This window comes from Neoluteolibacter marinus (assembly GCF_014904755.1).
Lineage (GTDB): Bacteria > Verrucomicrobiota > Verrucomicrobiia > Verrucomicrobiales > Akkermansiaceae > Haloferula > Haloferula marina.
Window position 1 is genome coordinate 73210 of sequence record NZ_JACZFQ010000097.1, and the last position, 16469, is coordinate 89678.

At 63.9% G+C, this 16469-nt stretch carries 11 protein-coding genes; 6 read left to right on the plus strand and 5 right to left on the minus strand.

The features are described 5' to 3' along the window. Positions 1 to 3: 3 nt before the first annotated feature. On the plus strand, positions 4 to 2253 hold the full coding sequence (gene ligA / locus IG178_RS18900) for an NAD-dependent DNA ligase LigA (RefSeq protein WP_193214142.1): 2250 nt from the start codon (positions 4 to 6) through the stop codon (positions 2251 to 2253). A 530-nt stretch (positions 2254 to 2783) separates the two neighbouring features. On the opposite strand, the gene IG178_RS18905 is transcribed toward ligA, so the two are convergent. From IG178_RS18905 to IG178_RS18925, 5 genes are all read right to left on the minus strand, one after another. After that, positions 2784 to 3104, minus strand: a complete 321-nt coding sequence (locus tag IG178_RS18905) for a hypothetical protein (RefSeq protein ID WP_193214143.1) — start codon at positions 3102 to 3104, stop codon at positions 2784 to 2786. Between the two features lie 182 nt (positions 3105 to 3286). After that, positions 3287 to 4840, minus strand: coding sequence for a c-type cytochrome domain-containing protein (locus tag IG178_RS18910; protein WP_193214144.1), 1554 nt, complete (start codon positions 4838 to 4840; stop codon positions 3287 to 3289). A 57-nt stretch (positions 4841 to 4897) separates the two neighbouring features. Beyond that, positions 4898 to 5119: a hypothetical protein gene (locus tag IG178_RS18915; protein ID WP_193214145.1), complete on the minus strand. Its 222-nt coding sequence runs from the start codon at positions 5117 to 5119 to the stop codon at positions 4898 to 4900. Between the two features lie 59 nt (positions 5120 to 5178). Next, positions 5179 to 6162 (minus strand): alpha/beta hydrolase family protein, encoded by a 984-nt coding sequence (locus tag IG178_RS18920; protein WP_193214146.1) that lies wholly within the window; start codon positions 6160 to 6162, stop codon positions 5179 to 5181. A gap of 82 nt (positions 6163 to 6244) precedes the next feature. Then, complete coding sequence (locus IG178_RS18925; protein WP_193214147.1) at positions 6245 to 9736, minus strand: DEAD/DEAH box helicase; 3492 nt, start codon at positions 9734 to 9736, stop codon at positions 6245 to 6247. A gap of 237 nt (positions 9737 to 9973) precedes the next feature. Between IG178_RS18925 and IG178_RS18930 the strand changes: the two genes are divergently transcribed. The 5 genes from IG178_RS18930 (at position 9974) to IG178_RS18950 (ending at position 16466) form a co-directional block, all read left to right on the plus strand. Beyond that, positions 9974 to 10585, plus strand: a complete 612-nt coding sequence (locus IG178_RS18930; RefSeq protein WP_193214148.1) for an MBL fold metallo-hydrolase — start codon at positions 9974 to 9976, stop codon at positions 10583 to 10585. Between the two features lie 121 nt (positions 10586 to 10706). Beyond that, positions 10707 to 13316, plus strand: coding sequence for a hypothetical protein (locus tag IG178_RS18935; RefSeq protein WP_193214149.1), 2610 nt, complete (start codon positions 10707 to 10709; stop codon positions 13314 to 13316). Beyond that, positions 13313 to 13939, plus strand: coding sequence for a hypothetical protein (locus IG178_RS18940; protein ID WP_193214150.1), 627 nt, complete (start codon positions 13313 to 13315; stop codon positions 13937 to 13939). Before IG178_RS18935 ends, IG178_RS18940 begins: the two co-directional genes overlap by 4 nt. Beyond that, positions 13936 to 14922 (plus strand): prenyltransferase/squalene oxidase repeat-containing protein, encoded by a 987-nt coding sequence (locus tag IG178_RS18945; protein WP_193214151.1) that lies wholly within the window; start codon positions 13936 to 13938, stop codon positions 14920 to 14922. The genes IG178_RS18940 and IG178_RS18945 overlap by 4 nt, the downstream gene beginning before the upstream one ends. Continuing rightward, a complete protein-coding gene (locus IG178_RS18950; RefSeq protein WP_193214152.1) occupies positions 14919 to 16466 on the plus strand; it encodes a hypothetical protein in 1548 nt (515 codons plus the stop codon). The genes IG178_RS18945 and IG178_RS18950 overlap by 4 nt, the downstream gene beginning before the upstream one ends. The last annotated feature ends 3 nt before the right edge of the window (positions 16467 to 16469 follow it).

The following is a 16469-nucleotide window of genomic DNA, read 5'->3' on the forward strand; positions in this document are numbered from 1 at the left end:
ACCATGGACGATCTCTTCAACACCTGCCTCGCCGGCGCCGAATCGCGCATCGCCGAACTTCGCGCCACCCTGGAGCATCACAACCGGCTCTACTACAACGAAGCGGCCCCCGAGATCTCCGACGCCGATTACGACAAGTTGTTCCGCGAGCTGGAGGAACTGGAGGCCAAGCACCCGGAATTCGCCGACGACAACTCCCCCACCCGCCGCGTCGGCGGCACGCCGCTCGAAAGCTTCCAACAGGTCCGCCACCTGGTTCCAATGCTGAGCATCGACGATGTCTTTGAACTCAAGGACGCCGGGGTCCCCGAGGCGGAACTGATCGACTTTTACCGGCGGCTGCAGAAGAACCTGGGCCGGGAGAACATCGACGTCACGGTCGAGCCGAAGATCGACGGCGTCGCCGTGTCGCTGGTCTACCGCGAGGGCAAGCTCGGCTATGCCGCCACCCGCGGCGACGGCACGACCGGCGACGATGTCACCAACAACGTCCGGACCATCCGCACCATCCCGCTCGACCTCGGCGCGGACGCCCCGGCCCTGCTCGAGGTCCGCGGCGAGATCTTCATGCCGAACGAGTCCTTCGCCGCGATGAATGCCGAGCGCGACGAAGCCGGGCTGCCCACCTTCGCCAACCCGCGCAACGCCACCGCCGGCGCGCTCAAGCAGCTCGACCCGCGCAATGTCGCCAAGCGTCCGCTCGCCTTCCTCGCCCACGGCCTCGGTGCTTACGAAGGACCCGAACTGCCCACCGAACGGGACTTCCACGAATTGCTCGACCGTCTGCGGATCCCCCGCAACCAGCCGGTGATGACCACCGCGACGCTCGACGGCTTGCTGGACTGCGTCCGCCGGATCGATACGGACCGCCACGACCTCGGCTACGGCACCGACGGCGCCGTCGTGAAGGTGCTCGACCGCGCCGAACGCGAGCAGCTCGGCTACACCTCCCGCGCCCCGCGCTGGGCCGCCGCTTACAAGTTCCTGCCCGAGCAAAAGGAAACGGTGTTGCGGGACATCACCATCCAGGTCGGACGAACCGGCGTGCTCACCCCGGTGGCCGAGCTTGAACCGGTGCTCGTTTCCGGCACCACCGTCGCCCGTGCGACGCTACACAACGAGGAGGAGATCCAGCGCAAGGACGTGCGGATCGGCGACACCGTGCTCATCGAGAAGGCGGGGGAAATCATCCCCGCCGTGGTCAAGGTCGTGGTCGAAAAGCGATCCGCCGATGCCCGGCCGTTTTCCCTGCTCGAACACATCGGCGGCAAGTGCCCGTCGTGCGGCGGCCCGGTCGCCAAAGAGGAGGGTTTCGTCGCCTGGCGCTGCACGAACTTCGAGTGCCCGGCGCAGGCGGTTTCGAAGATCAAGCAGTTCGCCTCGCGCAAGGCCCTCGACATCGAAGGCGTCGGTGAGACCGTGGCCGAGGCCCTGGTCCGCCACAATCACTGCCGGACCCCCCTCGACCTTTTTACCCTCACTGCCGAAACCCTCGGCAGCCTGAACCTCGGCAGCGAGGAAGAGCCGCGCCGCTTCGGCGACAAGAACGCCGCCAAGGTCGTTGAATCGCTCGGTCGTGCCCGCGAGAAGCCGCTCGACCGCTGGCTCTTCGCCATGGGCATCCGTCAGGTCGGCGAGTCCGCGGCAAAGGAGCTGGCACGGCTTCACCCCGACCTGGGCAGCGTCGCGCAGAGCACCATCCTGCAGGACGTCGTCGCCGCGGCGAAACTGGAGGCCGAGCGCAAGTTGGTCTCGCCACGCAACAAGGACAACCCGCCGGCCGATGCCGACGAGAAGGAACGCCGGCAGCAACTTCACGACGATCTCAAGGCACGGATCGACGACCTGGCCGCCGGCTTGCAACCCTACCGGCTCTCCCCCGACGCCGGCCCGGTTGTCGCGGAGAGCGTGGTCGAATTCTTCAATTCCGAAGCCGGCCGTCATGTGATCGAGCGGATGGCCCAACTGGGACTCGATCCCCGGTCCGCCAACTATATCCCCAAACCCGCCGAAGCCGACAGCTCCGGGTTGCCTTTGGCCGGCAAGACTTTCGTGATCACCGGCACCCTCTCGATGGGCCGTGATGAAATGAAGGCCTTCCTTGAATCGAAAGGCGCCAAGGTCTCCGGCTCGGTCTCCAGCAAGACCGACTACCTCCTGTCCGGCGAAGGCGGCGGATCCAAACGCGACAAGGCGGAGAAAGCGGGGGTGAAGGTGATCGATGAAGCCGGCCTTGCCGAGCTTCTCGGCTGACCTGCCAGAACACCCAGAAACCTCACTGCTTTTCAGAGCGGTGAGGATCGATATCGGACGCCGGCGCTGCCCATTCCTCCCTTGGCGTCGTAACCCGCCCAAACTTCACCCCAAGGATATGTTCCGAGGGGACATCCCTGTTCGGTCAGCCAAGCAATCGTGCGAGACACCCGGCTGTGCTCTTTTACTTCGGACCATGCGCTCCAGCCTCTCTCGAAATCCGGTCCGTCCAGGAAGACAGAAATCGACTCAAGCAACCCAAACCGGAAAACCAGGCTCATGCGTACACGGTCCACGCCTGCAACCACCGTATTCGGGAGGATGAACCGAGCAAATCCCGGCCCCATTTGATGCCTTTCCGCTCCCTTCACCGATATGACATCCGCTTCACCAAGGCCCCGGAAAACACGGAGCCCACAGGGATGTTTAAAATCGAACTCGGGCACCTGCATGCTATCAACCATCAGTGTTTTGCGAGTTCCAAACAGCTCGTGCACTCCCTGCGTCCCGCTCTCTCCGATGGCGCGATTCTAGCAGTCGGTGCGATCAAGTTCGATGAGCCGGATCAACGCGTCGATCCGCGAGTTGATTCCGGCAACATGGAACTGGAATAGGCCGAGCGCCATGAGTCCGGCAACCGGCAGGAAGATGGAGAGGTCGGGTTTCCAGAACCATAGGCAGGTGGCAGCAATCCAGAGGATTGCAGGAAGAGCCCATCGTCCCCGGTATCCGCAAGCCTTGTCCCGGAGTTCCCTCCGGAAGCGAGCTTCATCCAAAGCCACCCGGGCGAAAACCTCCTGTTCCTCTGGTGCGAGGCTCGCGACTTGCTCTTTGGTCAGATAACTCGCCATGGGTCGGAATCGTGGGGTGGATCTTGTGGATCAATCGTCCAATCCATGCGGCTTATTCCATGCCGACAGATCGTCATAATGACGCGGCGATACTGCCCTCTCCCTGGATCGATTTCGATCAAAGAATCAGGCCGAGCTGGTCGCAGGCCTGATTCGCGGCTGAAGGAGACCTGCGGAATGCCTCACAAGCCCATCACGATCTCGCAGCCGGGGAGCTTGGCCTTGAGAGCCTGCACGCCGGCATCGTCGACCTTCGTCTGCCAGAGGTACAGCTTCTTCAGGTTCGACAGGGACGCCAGCTTGAGAATGCCCTCGTTGGTCACCTGGGTGCCATAGAGGTTCAGCGATTCCAGCTTCGGCAAGCCGGACAAGGTCTCCAGGCTGGCATCGGTGACGGCGGTCTCCGAAAGCCTCAGCGACCTCAGCTCCGCCGCATGCTCCAGCACCTTGGCACCTTGGTCGGTCACGGTCGACGCGGACAAGTCGAGCGACACCATCGCCGGCATCACCGGGCCCAATTTCGCCAGCTCCGTATCGCCGAAGGTCTTGCGCATGCTGACGGCGGTGAAGGTGAGCCCGCTGGAGCTCTGCGACTCGAAATTCAGGGCGGCCGGGAATTGCTCGCGCAGCTTGTCCACTTCGGCCTTCACGGCTTCACGCTTGTCGGCATCCACCTTGGCGGCCTGCTCGGCGGCGGCCTTCTGTTGCGCCAGCACTTCCGGCGGGACCAGCTTGCTCATCGCCTGCTTCACCGGCTCCGGCATTTCCATGTCCGCCAGCTTGGCATCCTTCGAAGCTCCGCCATCGATCCACCATTTGATCAGCACCACTTCGTGCTCCTCGAGGTCCTTCTTGCCTTCGGGCGGCATGTGTTCGTCGTCATCCTCGGGCAGGTCGATCCGGAAGATCATGTTGCTGTCCGCCGAATGCCCGATCTCGATGGCCTCGCCCTCCTTGCCGCCTTTCACCAAGAGGTCGTAATCGTCCATGCGGTACTTGCCCTTCATCTTGTCGACGTTGTGGCAGGAGTAGCACTTCTCCTCGAGGATCGGGACGATCACATCCTGATAGACGACCTGCTCCGACGGCGGCTTCGCGACCACCGGAACGGACTCCGCCGCGCCGCCGGAAGGCGTCTCTTCCTTCAACGGCTGGCCGATCAACTTGCGCACCTCGTTCGGTGCATATTTGGTCAGGTAGTCCTCCCCATGGGTGAGCGAAGCGCCATCGTGGCTGGCGATGCCCATCATCACCGTGCTGCCGACCAGCATGATCCAGTAGAACCAAGCCCCGCGGCCGGCGGCGTAATCGACCCAAACCTTGACGACGAAAGCCGCCACCATGCCACAGGCGAAGATGATCCCGCCATTGAGATGCCGCTCGGCCAGCTCCTTGCCGTAGTCGGGCATGCTGTAATAGAGGACGAACCCGAGCAACATCGCGACCACCGCCGATGCCGCCGCGAAGAACATGGCAACCTGGGTGGAGGAAGAGGGCTTCTTGCGGGAAAACAGCTTCCCGGTCTCAAGCACCAGGACCAGCAACAGCATGCCGATCGGCAGATGCAGGATCACCGGATGGAAACGACCGATGAATTTCGCGATGTCGGGAAGGCCGTCTTCCGGCGGAGGACCGACCCAGAACAAGGCCGCCATCGCCGCGATCAGCAGCAGTCCAAAAATCGTCAGGAAGAGCGGCCCAACCAAAGATCGGCGCGGGGTGTCAGTTTCGGTCATGAGAAGTGGTCAATACGCGGGTCAGCGCCGGGTTTTTCGCCGGAATTCCTGCGGAAATCAAACATCCACTACCGGTCCGTCCGACTTCGGCGCCTTGCCTTGCCGCTTTCCAAGGAAGGGAACGAAGCGTGACAGATCAACGCCAAGAACTGCCATGGATTTGACAAAGATCACCAGCGCGGTGGCCTCGTCGAGGAAGGGGATGAAGTCGGGGATGGGCCCGAGCACCACATAGGTTCCCGAAACCAGGGCGAAAATCACGGCGATCAGCTTTTTCACGCCCTGACACTACGCGGAATCCGCCGGGTTTCTACAATCGTTAGAGCGCCCGCCCCGGCCTACTTCCCGGCCGCGGGGTTCGATTGCCAAAGGTCTTCGGAAGCCAGAACGGACCTGGCGCTGCCGTCGCGGAGCCACTTCCCGGCCGCGGCATCCCCTTTCAGATGCGCGTCCCAGAAGGCGGTCGTCAACGCCAGGATCGCCCGGTGGTAGCGGGCGTTCCTGGCGGTTTTCCCGAGCGGGTCGCGATCGCTGAAAATCATGTGGTTCCCCTGGTCGAACACCACCTGCCACGCGGAGGCCTTCTTCAAATGCGGAAAGACTTTCAAGCGATCGCCCGGGGAAGTGCCGCCGATCGGGCTGTCATCCTTGGTCCCGGTCATCAGCAGGCACGGGATGTCGATCGGTGCGAACGCCAGCGCGGGGCTGCCGGCGCGCGGCGGGCTGGGACTCATCATCACTGCGGCATCGATCCGTGGTTCACGGAGCGAGAACCTTCCCCCGGCCTTCGCCTCGCCGGCCATCGCCTGCGTGGTCAATGCGCCGAACGAATGGCCCGACATCCCCAGATGAGCGAGATCGAGGCGATGGTCGAGGGCATGGCCCTTCTCGCCATTCCAGCGCTCGAGGGCATCGATGACGGTGGGAATGTCCTTGCTGCGATTGCGGAAGCTCTCCACCGAAGCGGCCTTCTTCATTTCTCCCATCCGCCGCGCCATCGGTGCGTCCTTCCAAACACCCTCGTCGCTGCCGGGATGCTGGACGAAGACCACCGCGTAGCCGCGCTTCGCCCAGTGGTTGCCGAGATAGGGATTGTTGTCCCGCGAGCCTCCCAGTCCGTGCGAAAAGAGAATGACCGGAGCCGGCGCGGACGACTGCGGAAGATAGACCCGGATCGGGACCTTTCTACCCGGTCCGGCGACCTCGAAGGTCGACGAGACGACTTTCCCGTCCGCCACTTTCAGCGGGTCGTAGGACTTGGCCGCGAGCGAGCCGCCGCAAACTGCCGCCCCGAGGAGCACGGTCAGGGAGAGATTCCTCATGACCGGTCAACCCGGCAACGCGATCGCAGTTGCGCATCGCGGACGCAAAGCCGGGGCCCCGGAAGGCCCCGCCTTTCGATTCTTACTCCTTCTCGTCGTCCTCGCCGCCGTGGTTGAGGATGAACTGCAGGTCGTCGAGCCCCAGGTTCGAGGCGAAACCCTCGTCACCAAGCACGTTGGTCACGAGCTGGGTTTTCTGGTGCTGGAGGATGCGGATCTTCTCCTCCACGGTGTCGCGGGTGAGCAGGCGGTAGGCGATGACCTTGTTCTTCTGGCCGATGCGGTGCGTCCGGTCGATGGCCTGGTTTTCCACCGCGGGGTTCCACCACGGATCGTACAGGATGACGTACGACGCGGAGGTCAGGTTGAGGCCGGCACCACCCGCCTTGAGCGAGAGCATGAACACCGAGGGGTCCTTGGTCGTCTGGAAGCGCTCGATCTCGCCTTTCCGGTCCTTGGTCTGGCCGGTGAGGTAGTGGAAGGGCCGGGCCTCGAGCTCGAGGCGCGCCTTGATCAGGTCGAGCATCGAGACGAACTGCGAGAAGACTAGTACCTTGTGGCCTTCCTCGTGGAGCTGGTCGAGCAGGTAGAAGAGCGACTCCATCTTGGCCGACTCCTCCTTGAGGTACTTCGGATCGATCAGGCCCGGGTGACAGCAGATCTGGCGCAGGCGCATCAGGCCCTGGAGAATGGCGAAGGAGTTCTTCTTCACCGCCTCGTCGGAATCGAGTCCGAGCAGCGCCTTCTGGATCCGCTTGAGCTCGGCCTTGTAGAGCTCCTGCTGGATGTTCTCCATCTTCGAGTAGACCTCCTCTTCCGTCCGCGGCGGCAGGTCCTGGGCCACCTGCAGCTTGGTGCGGCGGAGCAGGAACGGGCGAAGGCGGGCGGCCAGGCGGTTCTGCGAAAGCGGGTCCTTGCGCTTGTCGAAGCGCTTCTTGAAGTAGGCGCGGCTGCCGAGCACGCCGGGCATGGCGAAGGCCATCAGCGACCACATGTCGAGCAGGCGGTTCTCGATCGGGGTACCGGTGAGGACAAGGCGGTTGGCGGAGTCCAGCTCGCGGGCGCACTTGGCGGCCTTCGAGTCCGGGTTCTTGATCTGCTGGCCTTCGTCGAGGATCGTGGTCAGCCACTTGATCTCGTTGAGCAGGTCACCGCAGACGCGCAGCTGGGCGTAGTTGAGCACCAGCATGTCGATGTTCTCCTGGGTGTCCTTGACGTCGAGATCGTCGCGGTTGCGCAGCACCTTGACGCGGATGCCCGGGGCGAACTTGACCGCCTCGCTGGCCCACACGTCGAGCACCGACTTCGGGCAGACGACCAGCACCGGGCGGTGCGCTTCCTTGTTCTTCTCTGCCTCTTCGATCAGCCACAGCACGTAGGTCAGCGACTGGATCGTCTTCCCGAGACCCATGTCGTCGGCGAGGATCCCGCCGAAGCCGTTGGTCGCGAGGTAGGCGAGGAAGCGGAAGCCGTCGACCTGGTAGGGACGGAGCGTCGCGTTGAGTTTCTTCGGCACATCGGGCAACACCTCGATCTGGATGTCGCCGGCGCGGTCCTTGATGCGCTTCCAGGCCTTCGGGTCGAAAACGTCGGCAGCCTTCGGGTCGGCCAGCTGCAGCGCGTGCATGCGGTGCGTTTCGCCCGAGAGGTCGAAGGGATCCAGGCCGAGCCGGGTAACCGCCTCGCGCTGGTCGGCATCGAGCTTGATCTCGAGGCGCATCCACGAGCCGTCCTCCATCCGGACGTAGCCACCGCGGGCAGCGACCAGCTGGCGAATCTGGGCCTTGGACAGGTTGACGCCCTCGACGTCGATGACGATGCGCAGGTCGAACCAGTCGATCTCCTGGTTGATGACCTCGAAGCGGACCGCGGCAGTGACGGGATCCGAGAGGATCGACTTGAGGCGCAGGTCGATGTCCAGCGTCAGCGACTCCGGCATCGCGTTGATCCACTCCGAGAATTTCTCGGGGAACTGCTTGGTGATGCGGGATTTGAAAGCGAGCAGCTTCTCGTCGTAGGTCAGGCCCATCTCCTCGAGCAGGCGCGGCACCGGGTAGAGTTCCTCGCGGGCGAAGCGCAGCAGCTGCTTGCCCTTGAGCGGCGCCTGTTCCACCAGCTCCCAGCCTTCCTTCGTCAGGCGCTCGGTGCGGCGTTCCTTCGACTCGATGGCGGTCACGTCGACCACCAGATGCTCGGTTTCCGCGGCGGTGAGGCCGGCGACGAGCTTGAGTTCGAACTTCGGCTTCAGCTCGAGATCGACAACGCGCTTCTTCAGCGACTCCGGCAGCGTCGCGCCGATCTTGCGGAGGAATTCAACACCCTCGAGCGAATCGATCACCTTCTTGGGGATCAGGTAGCGGGGCATCACCTCGGTCTCCTCGAGCCAGCGCGGCGGGCCGGGGAAGACGGTTTCGTCGGACTGATAGAGTTCCTTGCGGCCGGGAAGCATCCGCACCGAGTGGGACACGTTTTCGCCGTCCTTGGTGACCAGCTGGAGGGCGAAGGCGCTGGGATCATACGGATCGTCCTCGCAGACCCAGCGGAGGGCGTTCTCCACCACCTTGAACTCGCGCTCGTCGAGGTTGACGATGTAGCCCTTCAGCGCCGGCTGGCGGAAGATGCGGTTCATGAAGCGGCAGGCTTCTTCCTGATCGAAATCGAAGGTGGTGTCGCTCTGGTCGCGGTAATACGCGAGGAAATGCTCCCACAGCACCTGGCTCGGGGCATCCATGCGGAGCGCCGCCTGATGGTGCATCGCCACGAAGCGCTCGATCTCCGCCTTCTCGCGGATCTGGGTCCACAAGCCATTGCCCTCCTTGGATTCCAGGCGTGCCTCGTTGATCGTCGCCACCAAACGGAACGCCACTTCCACCGGAGGATCCTGCGGCGGGCGTTCGTTGACCTGCTCGATCCGCTCGTACCAGGCGGCGACCTCGCGCTCCTGCTCCCAGTCGGCCATCTTCTTCTGAACGTAGGCCAAGTCGGTGACCACGTTCATGAACTCCGGATACGGGAGCTTCTTCTTGTAGAACGCGTAGGCGAGGTAGTTCCAGAACTCGAGGATGTCCCCCGGCGGCATCGGCCACAGCTCGAGGGGCTCGTAGGTGGTGATCTCCCAGCGCGGGGTGATGCGGACCATGTCGTGGTCGTGGAGCTCGCCCTCGATGACGTAGCGGCGGTAGCGCTTTTCGATCTTGGAAACGAAGTCCGCCTCCTTGTCGTCGAGCTCGCGGCCGACCTTCTCCTCGATGATGTCGAGGATGGGCGTGTCGTCGAATTCGTTGGGCGATTCCGGCAGATCCTCCCCGCGGTGCATCCGCTCCATCATCGTCGCGTACTGGCACGCGTTCGAAACCATCTCGTCCTCGGCGGTGCAGGAGCCGAACCAGCGGTTCCCTTGCAGACGGAGGCTGGTGCGGAACGTTCCCGTCTCATCCTCGACGCGGCCCTGGATGAACAGGTGGTTACCGAAAATCTGGGTGACAGCCCCGTCCTTCTGGAGTCGTTCACCGCGTTTGCGCGCGTCTTCTGGGAAGCTGTTGAGAAAGTTCAGCGTCGCTCTGTCCGGATTCATTGCTGGATATGCGAAAAAAGCCGCCGTGCGAGCTTCTGGCACCTTGCAGGAAGGACACGACGGCGGGCCGCGAGCATAGACGCGGGTTTTCAAAACCCGCAATAAAAACCTCTGGGACGATTTTTGCGCGTTTGCACGTAGTTTCATTCCGGGGTCATTCACGGCCTGTTCGGAGCTCCCGTGACGCTTCCGCGCAGGCCCTTGCGCGCCGCCCGGTCCGCCGCTAGACCATCGCGCATGCCCGAATGCTTCACCGGTGGATTCGTCCAGACCAATGGTTACCTTTTCCAGACTCCCGACGCCTCGTGGATTGCCGTCGATGCCCCGAGGGGCATGGCCGCCTGGCTCACCTCGCGTAACATCCGGCCGGCCGCCCTGCTGTTGACGCACCAACACTACGATCATGTCGAGGATGCGGCGGCCGTCGCCGCGCTCGGCGCGACGGTTCACGCATGGGCCCCCTACTCCACGGAACTCACGCTGGAGGCAATGATGCGATCCTATGGCATGCCGGTCGAAGTGCCGCCCTACCCGGTCGATGTCCTGCTCGAAGGCACGAGCAGCCTGGAGATCGGCGGACAGGCGATGGCCTTGGCCCACGTGCCGGGCCACTCCCCCGACAGCGTCACCTTCTTCCTCGCGGACAAGGGAGAAGTCTATTCGGGCGACACGCTTTTCGAGGGATCGATCGGCCGCGCCGACCTCCCGCGCGGCAACCCCGCCCAGCTGATCGACGGCATCCGCGGAAAACTGTTCGCCCTGCCGGAGCCCACCGCCGTGTTCCCCGGTCACGGCCCGGCGACCACGATCGGCGCGGAACGTGCTGGAAACCCCTACTGCGGGGATTGAGCGGAGGCGAAACGGCCGGTCGGCGGCGCTTCCTTGCCGCGAGAAATCCGCTGGAAATCCCGCCGTCCCCCTGCGACCTTCGCAAAGCTTATGAGTCAACCGACGTTTATTGCCTGAACCCATGGCCGAAGACCCGAAAACGCCGGTGGAAGTCCCGATGCCCGATTCGCTGCGCAAGCAGCTGGATCAGTTCCGGCGGGAACTGTGGCGGATCAAGATCACCGAAGCGGTCCTCGCCGGCCTGTTCGGCCTGCTGTTTTCGTTCATCGTCGTCTTCGCCCTCGACCGGATCTGGCAAACACCCGGGCCGCTGCGATTGGCGATCCTGCTCGGCGGCACCTCGCTCGCCGCCGTCTTCGCCCCCCTCTGGATGCACCGCTGGGTCTGGCGCCACCGGCGGGAAAGCCAGTTGGCCCGGCTGATTTCAAAACGCTTCCCCGGCCTCGGCGACCGCCTCCTCGGCGTGGTCGAGCTCCAGCAGCAGGTCGAGACCGCCGACACCTTGTCGCCCCGCCTCCGCGCGGCGGCCATGATCCGGGTCGCGGAAGAGGCCGAGAAGAGGCAACTGGAAGGCGCCCTTCCGGATTCCCGGCGCGGCCGCTGGGCGATGGCGGTCGTCGCCGTGGTGGCTCTCACCGCTGGAGCCTTCATTTTCGCGCCCAAGGCCGGCATGAGTTCTTTGAAGCGCTGGCTGATGCCCCTCTCCTCATCCCCTCGCTACACCTTCACTGCCCTTCAGGATGTTCCGGACAAATTGACTGTTCCCCAAGGCGAGGCCTTCCGGCTGAGCCTGCGCTTGGCGGACGATTCGGAATGGCGACCGATTTCCGGCAAGGCCCGCTACGGCAGCCAGGACGAGGTGACCACCAGCCTGGTGGAAAACCGCTACGACTTCGACTTCCCGGCCCAGCAGGATCCAGGGATCCTGCGAATCGAAATTGGCGACGCAAAGCATGCGATCGAAGTCACGCCCACCTTGCGCCCGGCCATCCGCAAGGCTTTCGCCGACGTCGTCTTTCCGGAGTATCTGCAACTCCCCGACCGCGAGGTCGATCTCGGGTCCGGGGTGCTCTCCGTGGTTCAGGGCAGCAAGGTGAAAATCATCGCCGACGCGACCCGCGAGCTGGCGTCCGCGACCTTCGGCCCGCTCCGTCACGAAGGCGTCCCGGAGGGTGATGGCGGCCCCATGGATATCTCCTCCACCACGGCCACCACCCCTGCCCTGCAGGTGGAGGAACACGGCTTCACCGTCCCGGTTTCCTGGACCGATGTGCTGGGCTTGCAAGGACAGGCGGGCTTCGAGGTCCGGGTCGATGCCTTGGCCGACGAAGCTCCCGGCATCTACATCCAGGGCCTGCCCCGCCAGCACGTGATGCTGCCGGAAGAGACCGTCGACTTCGAGGTCCTGTCGGAAGACGACTACGGGATCCGCCGGATCGGCCTGGAATGGTCCGGGGAGTTCACCCGCGCCACCGACGAGACCCCGGCGTCGGGCGAGCTCAAATTGGTCGACGGTGGTCCGGCCATCAACCGGCTGTCGGGCGACGCGGCCTTTTCCCCCGCCACCTTCAACATCCAGCCGCAAAAGCTGACACTGCGGGCATGGGCCGAGGACTACCTGCCGGACCGGCCGCGGACCTATTCGCAACCGGTCACCCTCTACATCCTGACCCACGACGAACACGCGCAGATGCTGAAAACCCAGTTCGACCGCGCGATCAGCGAGCTGGAAGACATGGCCCGCCGCGAACGGAACCTCTACGAGGAGAACCAGCGTCTTGAGAAACTCGACCCCGAAGCCCTGCAAGGCGAGGAAGCCCGCAAGCGGCTCGAGGCACAGGAGGAGGCCGAACGCCAGCAGACCGAGCGGATGAAGGAGCTGGCCGAAAAAATGGAGGATCTTTTCAAGGACAGCACCCGCAACGGCACCATCGACAAGGAGACGCTGAAGAAAATGGCCGACGCCATGCAGTCGATGAAGGAATTGTCCGAGTCCGACATGCCCGAAGTGGAGCAGAAGCTCGGCGACGCCCAGGACCAGAAGAGCACCGAGGAAAAAGCCAAGGAGGACCTCGAAAAGGCGGTCGAGAAGCAGAAGGACGTGCTGGAGAAGATGCAGGAAGCCGTCGATAAGGCCAACGACGCGAACGAACGCTTTGAAGCCAGCACCTTCGTCAACCGCCTCAAGAAGGCCGCCTCGGAGGAATCCGGCATCGCCATGGCGACCTGGGACCTGTTTTCGCGGACCGGCGGCCTGCTGCTCGGCGAACTCGATCCGTCGGATCTCGGCAAGGTGCAAGACACGGTCCGGCAGCAGTCGAACACCACCTCTGACGTGCGCTGGATCCAGGAAGATTTGAGCCACTTCTTCGCCCGCACCAACAAGGAAGCCTACCGCAAAATCCTCGATGCCATGATGGAATCGAGGATCGACCTGGGACTCGAGGACCTGCGGCGGATCCTCGACCTGAACCAAGGCTATCTCGCCAAGGAGGACGCGGAGAAATGGGCGGCCAAGCTCAACGAGTGGGCGAAGATGCTGGAAGGCGAACAACAGCAGGACAACGGCGGCGGCCAAGGCGAAGGCGCTCCTCCTTCCGCCGATGAAGACTTTGAATTCATGCTGCGGGTGATGAAGCTGATCCAGCAGGAACAGGACATCCGCGCCCGCACCCGATCCCTCGAAACCTTGCGCCGCTCCTACGAAGGCGAACCCGCCACCAAGCCATGAAAGCCATCGCCCTGCTCCTCGCCCTTCCGGTCCTTACCGCCGCCGCAGCCGACGAGGCGGACTTGGCGGAAAAGATCGCCGAACATCAGGCCGGTTCCCAGAAGCTGGCCGATCGCCAGGACGAGCTGTCCGCGGACGTCCAGCAGCTGGTGATCGAGCAGACCCACCCGAAAGTCATCGAACTCCTCGAGGAAGTGGAGGACGCGATGGACGAGGCGTCCGGGCTGCTCCTCGACCAGGACACCGGAGGGGTCACCATCGCCGCCGAGACCGATGTCATCGAAAAGATTTTCGCCGCCGCCAAGGAACGCCAGAAGCAGCAGGGCCAGGACCAGAGCGAGAGTGGCAGCGCCATGCTCGACATGATGCAGGAGATGATGGGCCAGGGCAAACCGGCCGACCAGCCGGGCGAACAACCCGGCAAGGGAGCAGGCGAGAAGGGCGGCGAAGGCCAGACCGGCGACTCCGACACCGCCAATGGTGCCAATGGCGGCGCCACCGGGGGCAAGGACGAGGAGCGCCGGGTCCCCAAGGCCTCCGGCAGGGCCGGCCAGAGCCTGCCGCGTGAATTCCAGCAAGCCTTGGACGACTACAACCGCGCCGCCGAGAAACTCGCCAAATGAGCCGACTCCTTCCATGCCTGATCCTTGGCGCCGCGCTAGCACCGCTGGCCGCCCAGAACCTGCCCCGCCGGCCCGACGATCCGGTCCCGGCGCAGGTCGACACGATGTATGAGCGCGGCCTCGCCTACCTCGCGAAATCCCAGAACGACCGTGGATCCTGGGACGACAGCATGGGCGGCGAACCCGGCGTCGTCGGACTCTGCGTGGTGGCCTTCCTCGCCCATGGCGAGGACCCGAATCACGGCGTTTATGCGAAGCAGATCAGCAAGGGAATCGACTACATCCTCTCCCAGCAGAACTCCACCAACGGCTACATTGGCAACAGCATGTACAACCACGGCTTCGCCACACTGGCGCTGGCCGAAGCCTACGGGATGGTCGATAACCTGAAGATCGCCCCGGCCCTCGAGAAGGCGGTGGAGTTGATCCTCAGCGCCCAGAAGCGCAATCGCTCCGAGGCGTGGCGCTACACGCCGGACAGCACGGATGCCGACACCACCGTGTCGGGTTGCCAGATCGTCGCGCTTTTCGCCGCCCGCAACGCCGGACTCGCGGTCCCCAACGACGCCTTGAAGAAGGGACTCGCCTACCTTGCCCGCTGCCGCGGGGGCGACGGCGGCTACGGCTACACCTCGGCCGGCGGACCGAAACCCACCCTGACCGCCATCGGCGTGCTTTGCCTGTCCCTGGCGAAGGAAAAGGATGGCAAGGGTTTCCAGACCTCGGTCGACTACCTCCGCAAGCAGCTGTCCTACCGCGACCGCCACTACCCCTACTACTTCGAGTACTACATGTCGCAAGCCCTCTTCCACGCTCATCCCGAGACATGGGAAGAGTGGAATTCGCGCAACATCCGCTACCTTTCCACCATCCAGTCCCGCGACGGTTCATGGCCGGGAAACAAGGGCCAGTCGTTCAACACCGCCGGCGCGCTGCTTTCTCTCGCCCTCAACTACCGCTTCCTGCCGATCTACGAAAAATGATCCGCCCCCTTCTCATCTCGACGCTGCTTGCCACCCGCTTGATGGCCGCGGACACCGCCGTGGAAGAAGCGGCCGACCTGCTCCGCTTCACCAACGGCAACCAGATCGACGGTGAGTTCGCCGGCATGGACCAAAGCGGCGTGGTCACCTGGCACCGCAGCGACGTGGCGACCCCGATGCCCTTCAAGCGCGAGAAGATCCGCCAGATCGTCCTGCGGAATGCCCGCCCGCTGTCGGCCATGGACTCGCCGTGCCACGTCACCCTGGTCAACGGCGACCGCATCCCGGGGAACGTGGTCGCGGCGGACGACAAGTCCATCACCCTGGAAACCACGCTCGCCGGTCCGCTGATCCTGCCGCGGGAGGTGGTCGCCGCCGTTTCCCCGAACCCCTTCGGCGGCCGCTTGATTTACGCGGGTCCGTTCGACCAGACGGGATGGCAACAGGTCCAGTCCGACGGAAAAATGGGAATCCTCGACGAGATGGGCTTGTCGCTTCCGGGTACGGCCCCGGAGGAAGATAGCGAGACGCCGAAGCCTTCATGGCACCACTCCGGCGCCTCGTGGTTCTCCAGCGGCGGCAATGATGCGATCATCCTCGACGCCAAGATGCCGGACCGCGCCCTGCTGAGGTTCAAGCTCGGCTGGCGCAGCCGCCCCAACATCGCCGTCGCCTTTCACTGCGACTTCACCCGCCCCGAACCCAAGGAGCAGGACGAAAAGGAGGACGACGCTCCCGCCCGGCCGAACTTCGGCGGCCTCCAGAACCTGGCCAACCTTTTCGGGACCGCCTATGTGATCAACTTCCAGGCCGGCTACATCCACCTGCAGCGGACCGGCTTCGACGACGATGGCAACCCGGAGGTCGAGCGGATCCGCGTCGGGAACTCCTCGATACGCCTTCCCGACACCGGCGAGGCGGTCTTTGAAATCCGCTGCAACCGCCAGGAAGGGAACATCTCGGTCTACATCGACGACGAGTTCGCGGTCCAATGGAACACCTCGGACGAACTCGAGCGCGAGGTCTGGAAAAACCAGCCGCGCAACGTCAACTACCAGGCACCCGGCGGCGGACTCGGCTTCCAGGTCCAGGGCAACTCCGCGTCGGTCAGGATCTCCGACCTCGTGGTGGCGGAATGGAACGGCATGACAGACTCCGCCCGCAGCATGGAAAGCGATCACCGCGACATCGTCCTCCTCGCCAACGGCACGGACCGCTTTTCCGGCGAGGTGCTGGCCATCCGTGACGGGCAGGTCGAGATCGATGCCAGCTACGGCCCGCTCAAGATCCCGCTCGAAGACATTGCCGAAATCCACTTTGCCCGGGACAAGCGCCGCAAGGCCGACGAGCCCCTCGCCTCCGAGATCACCGTCATCCTCCAGCCCGTGGGCCGGATCAGCGGGGTTCCCCTGGCGTCGGACGCCCACCGGATGCAGATCGACTCGCCGCTGGCCGGCAAGATCGACCTCGATCTCGCGCCGGCGGTGGTGCTGGAATTCCAGTCCGGCGGTGGATTTCTCGACGATTGGGACGATGCTCCCTGACTT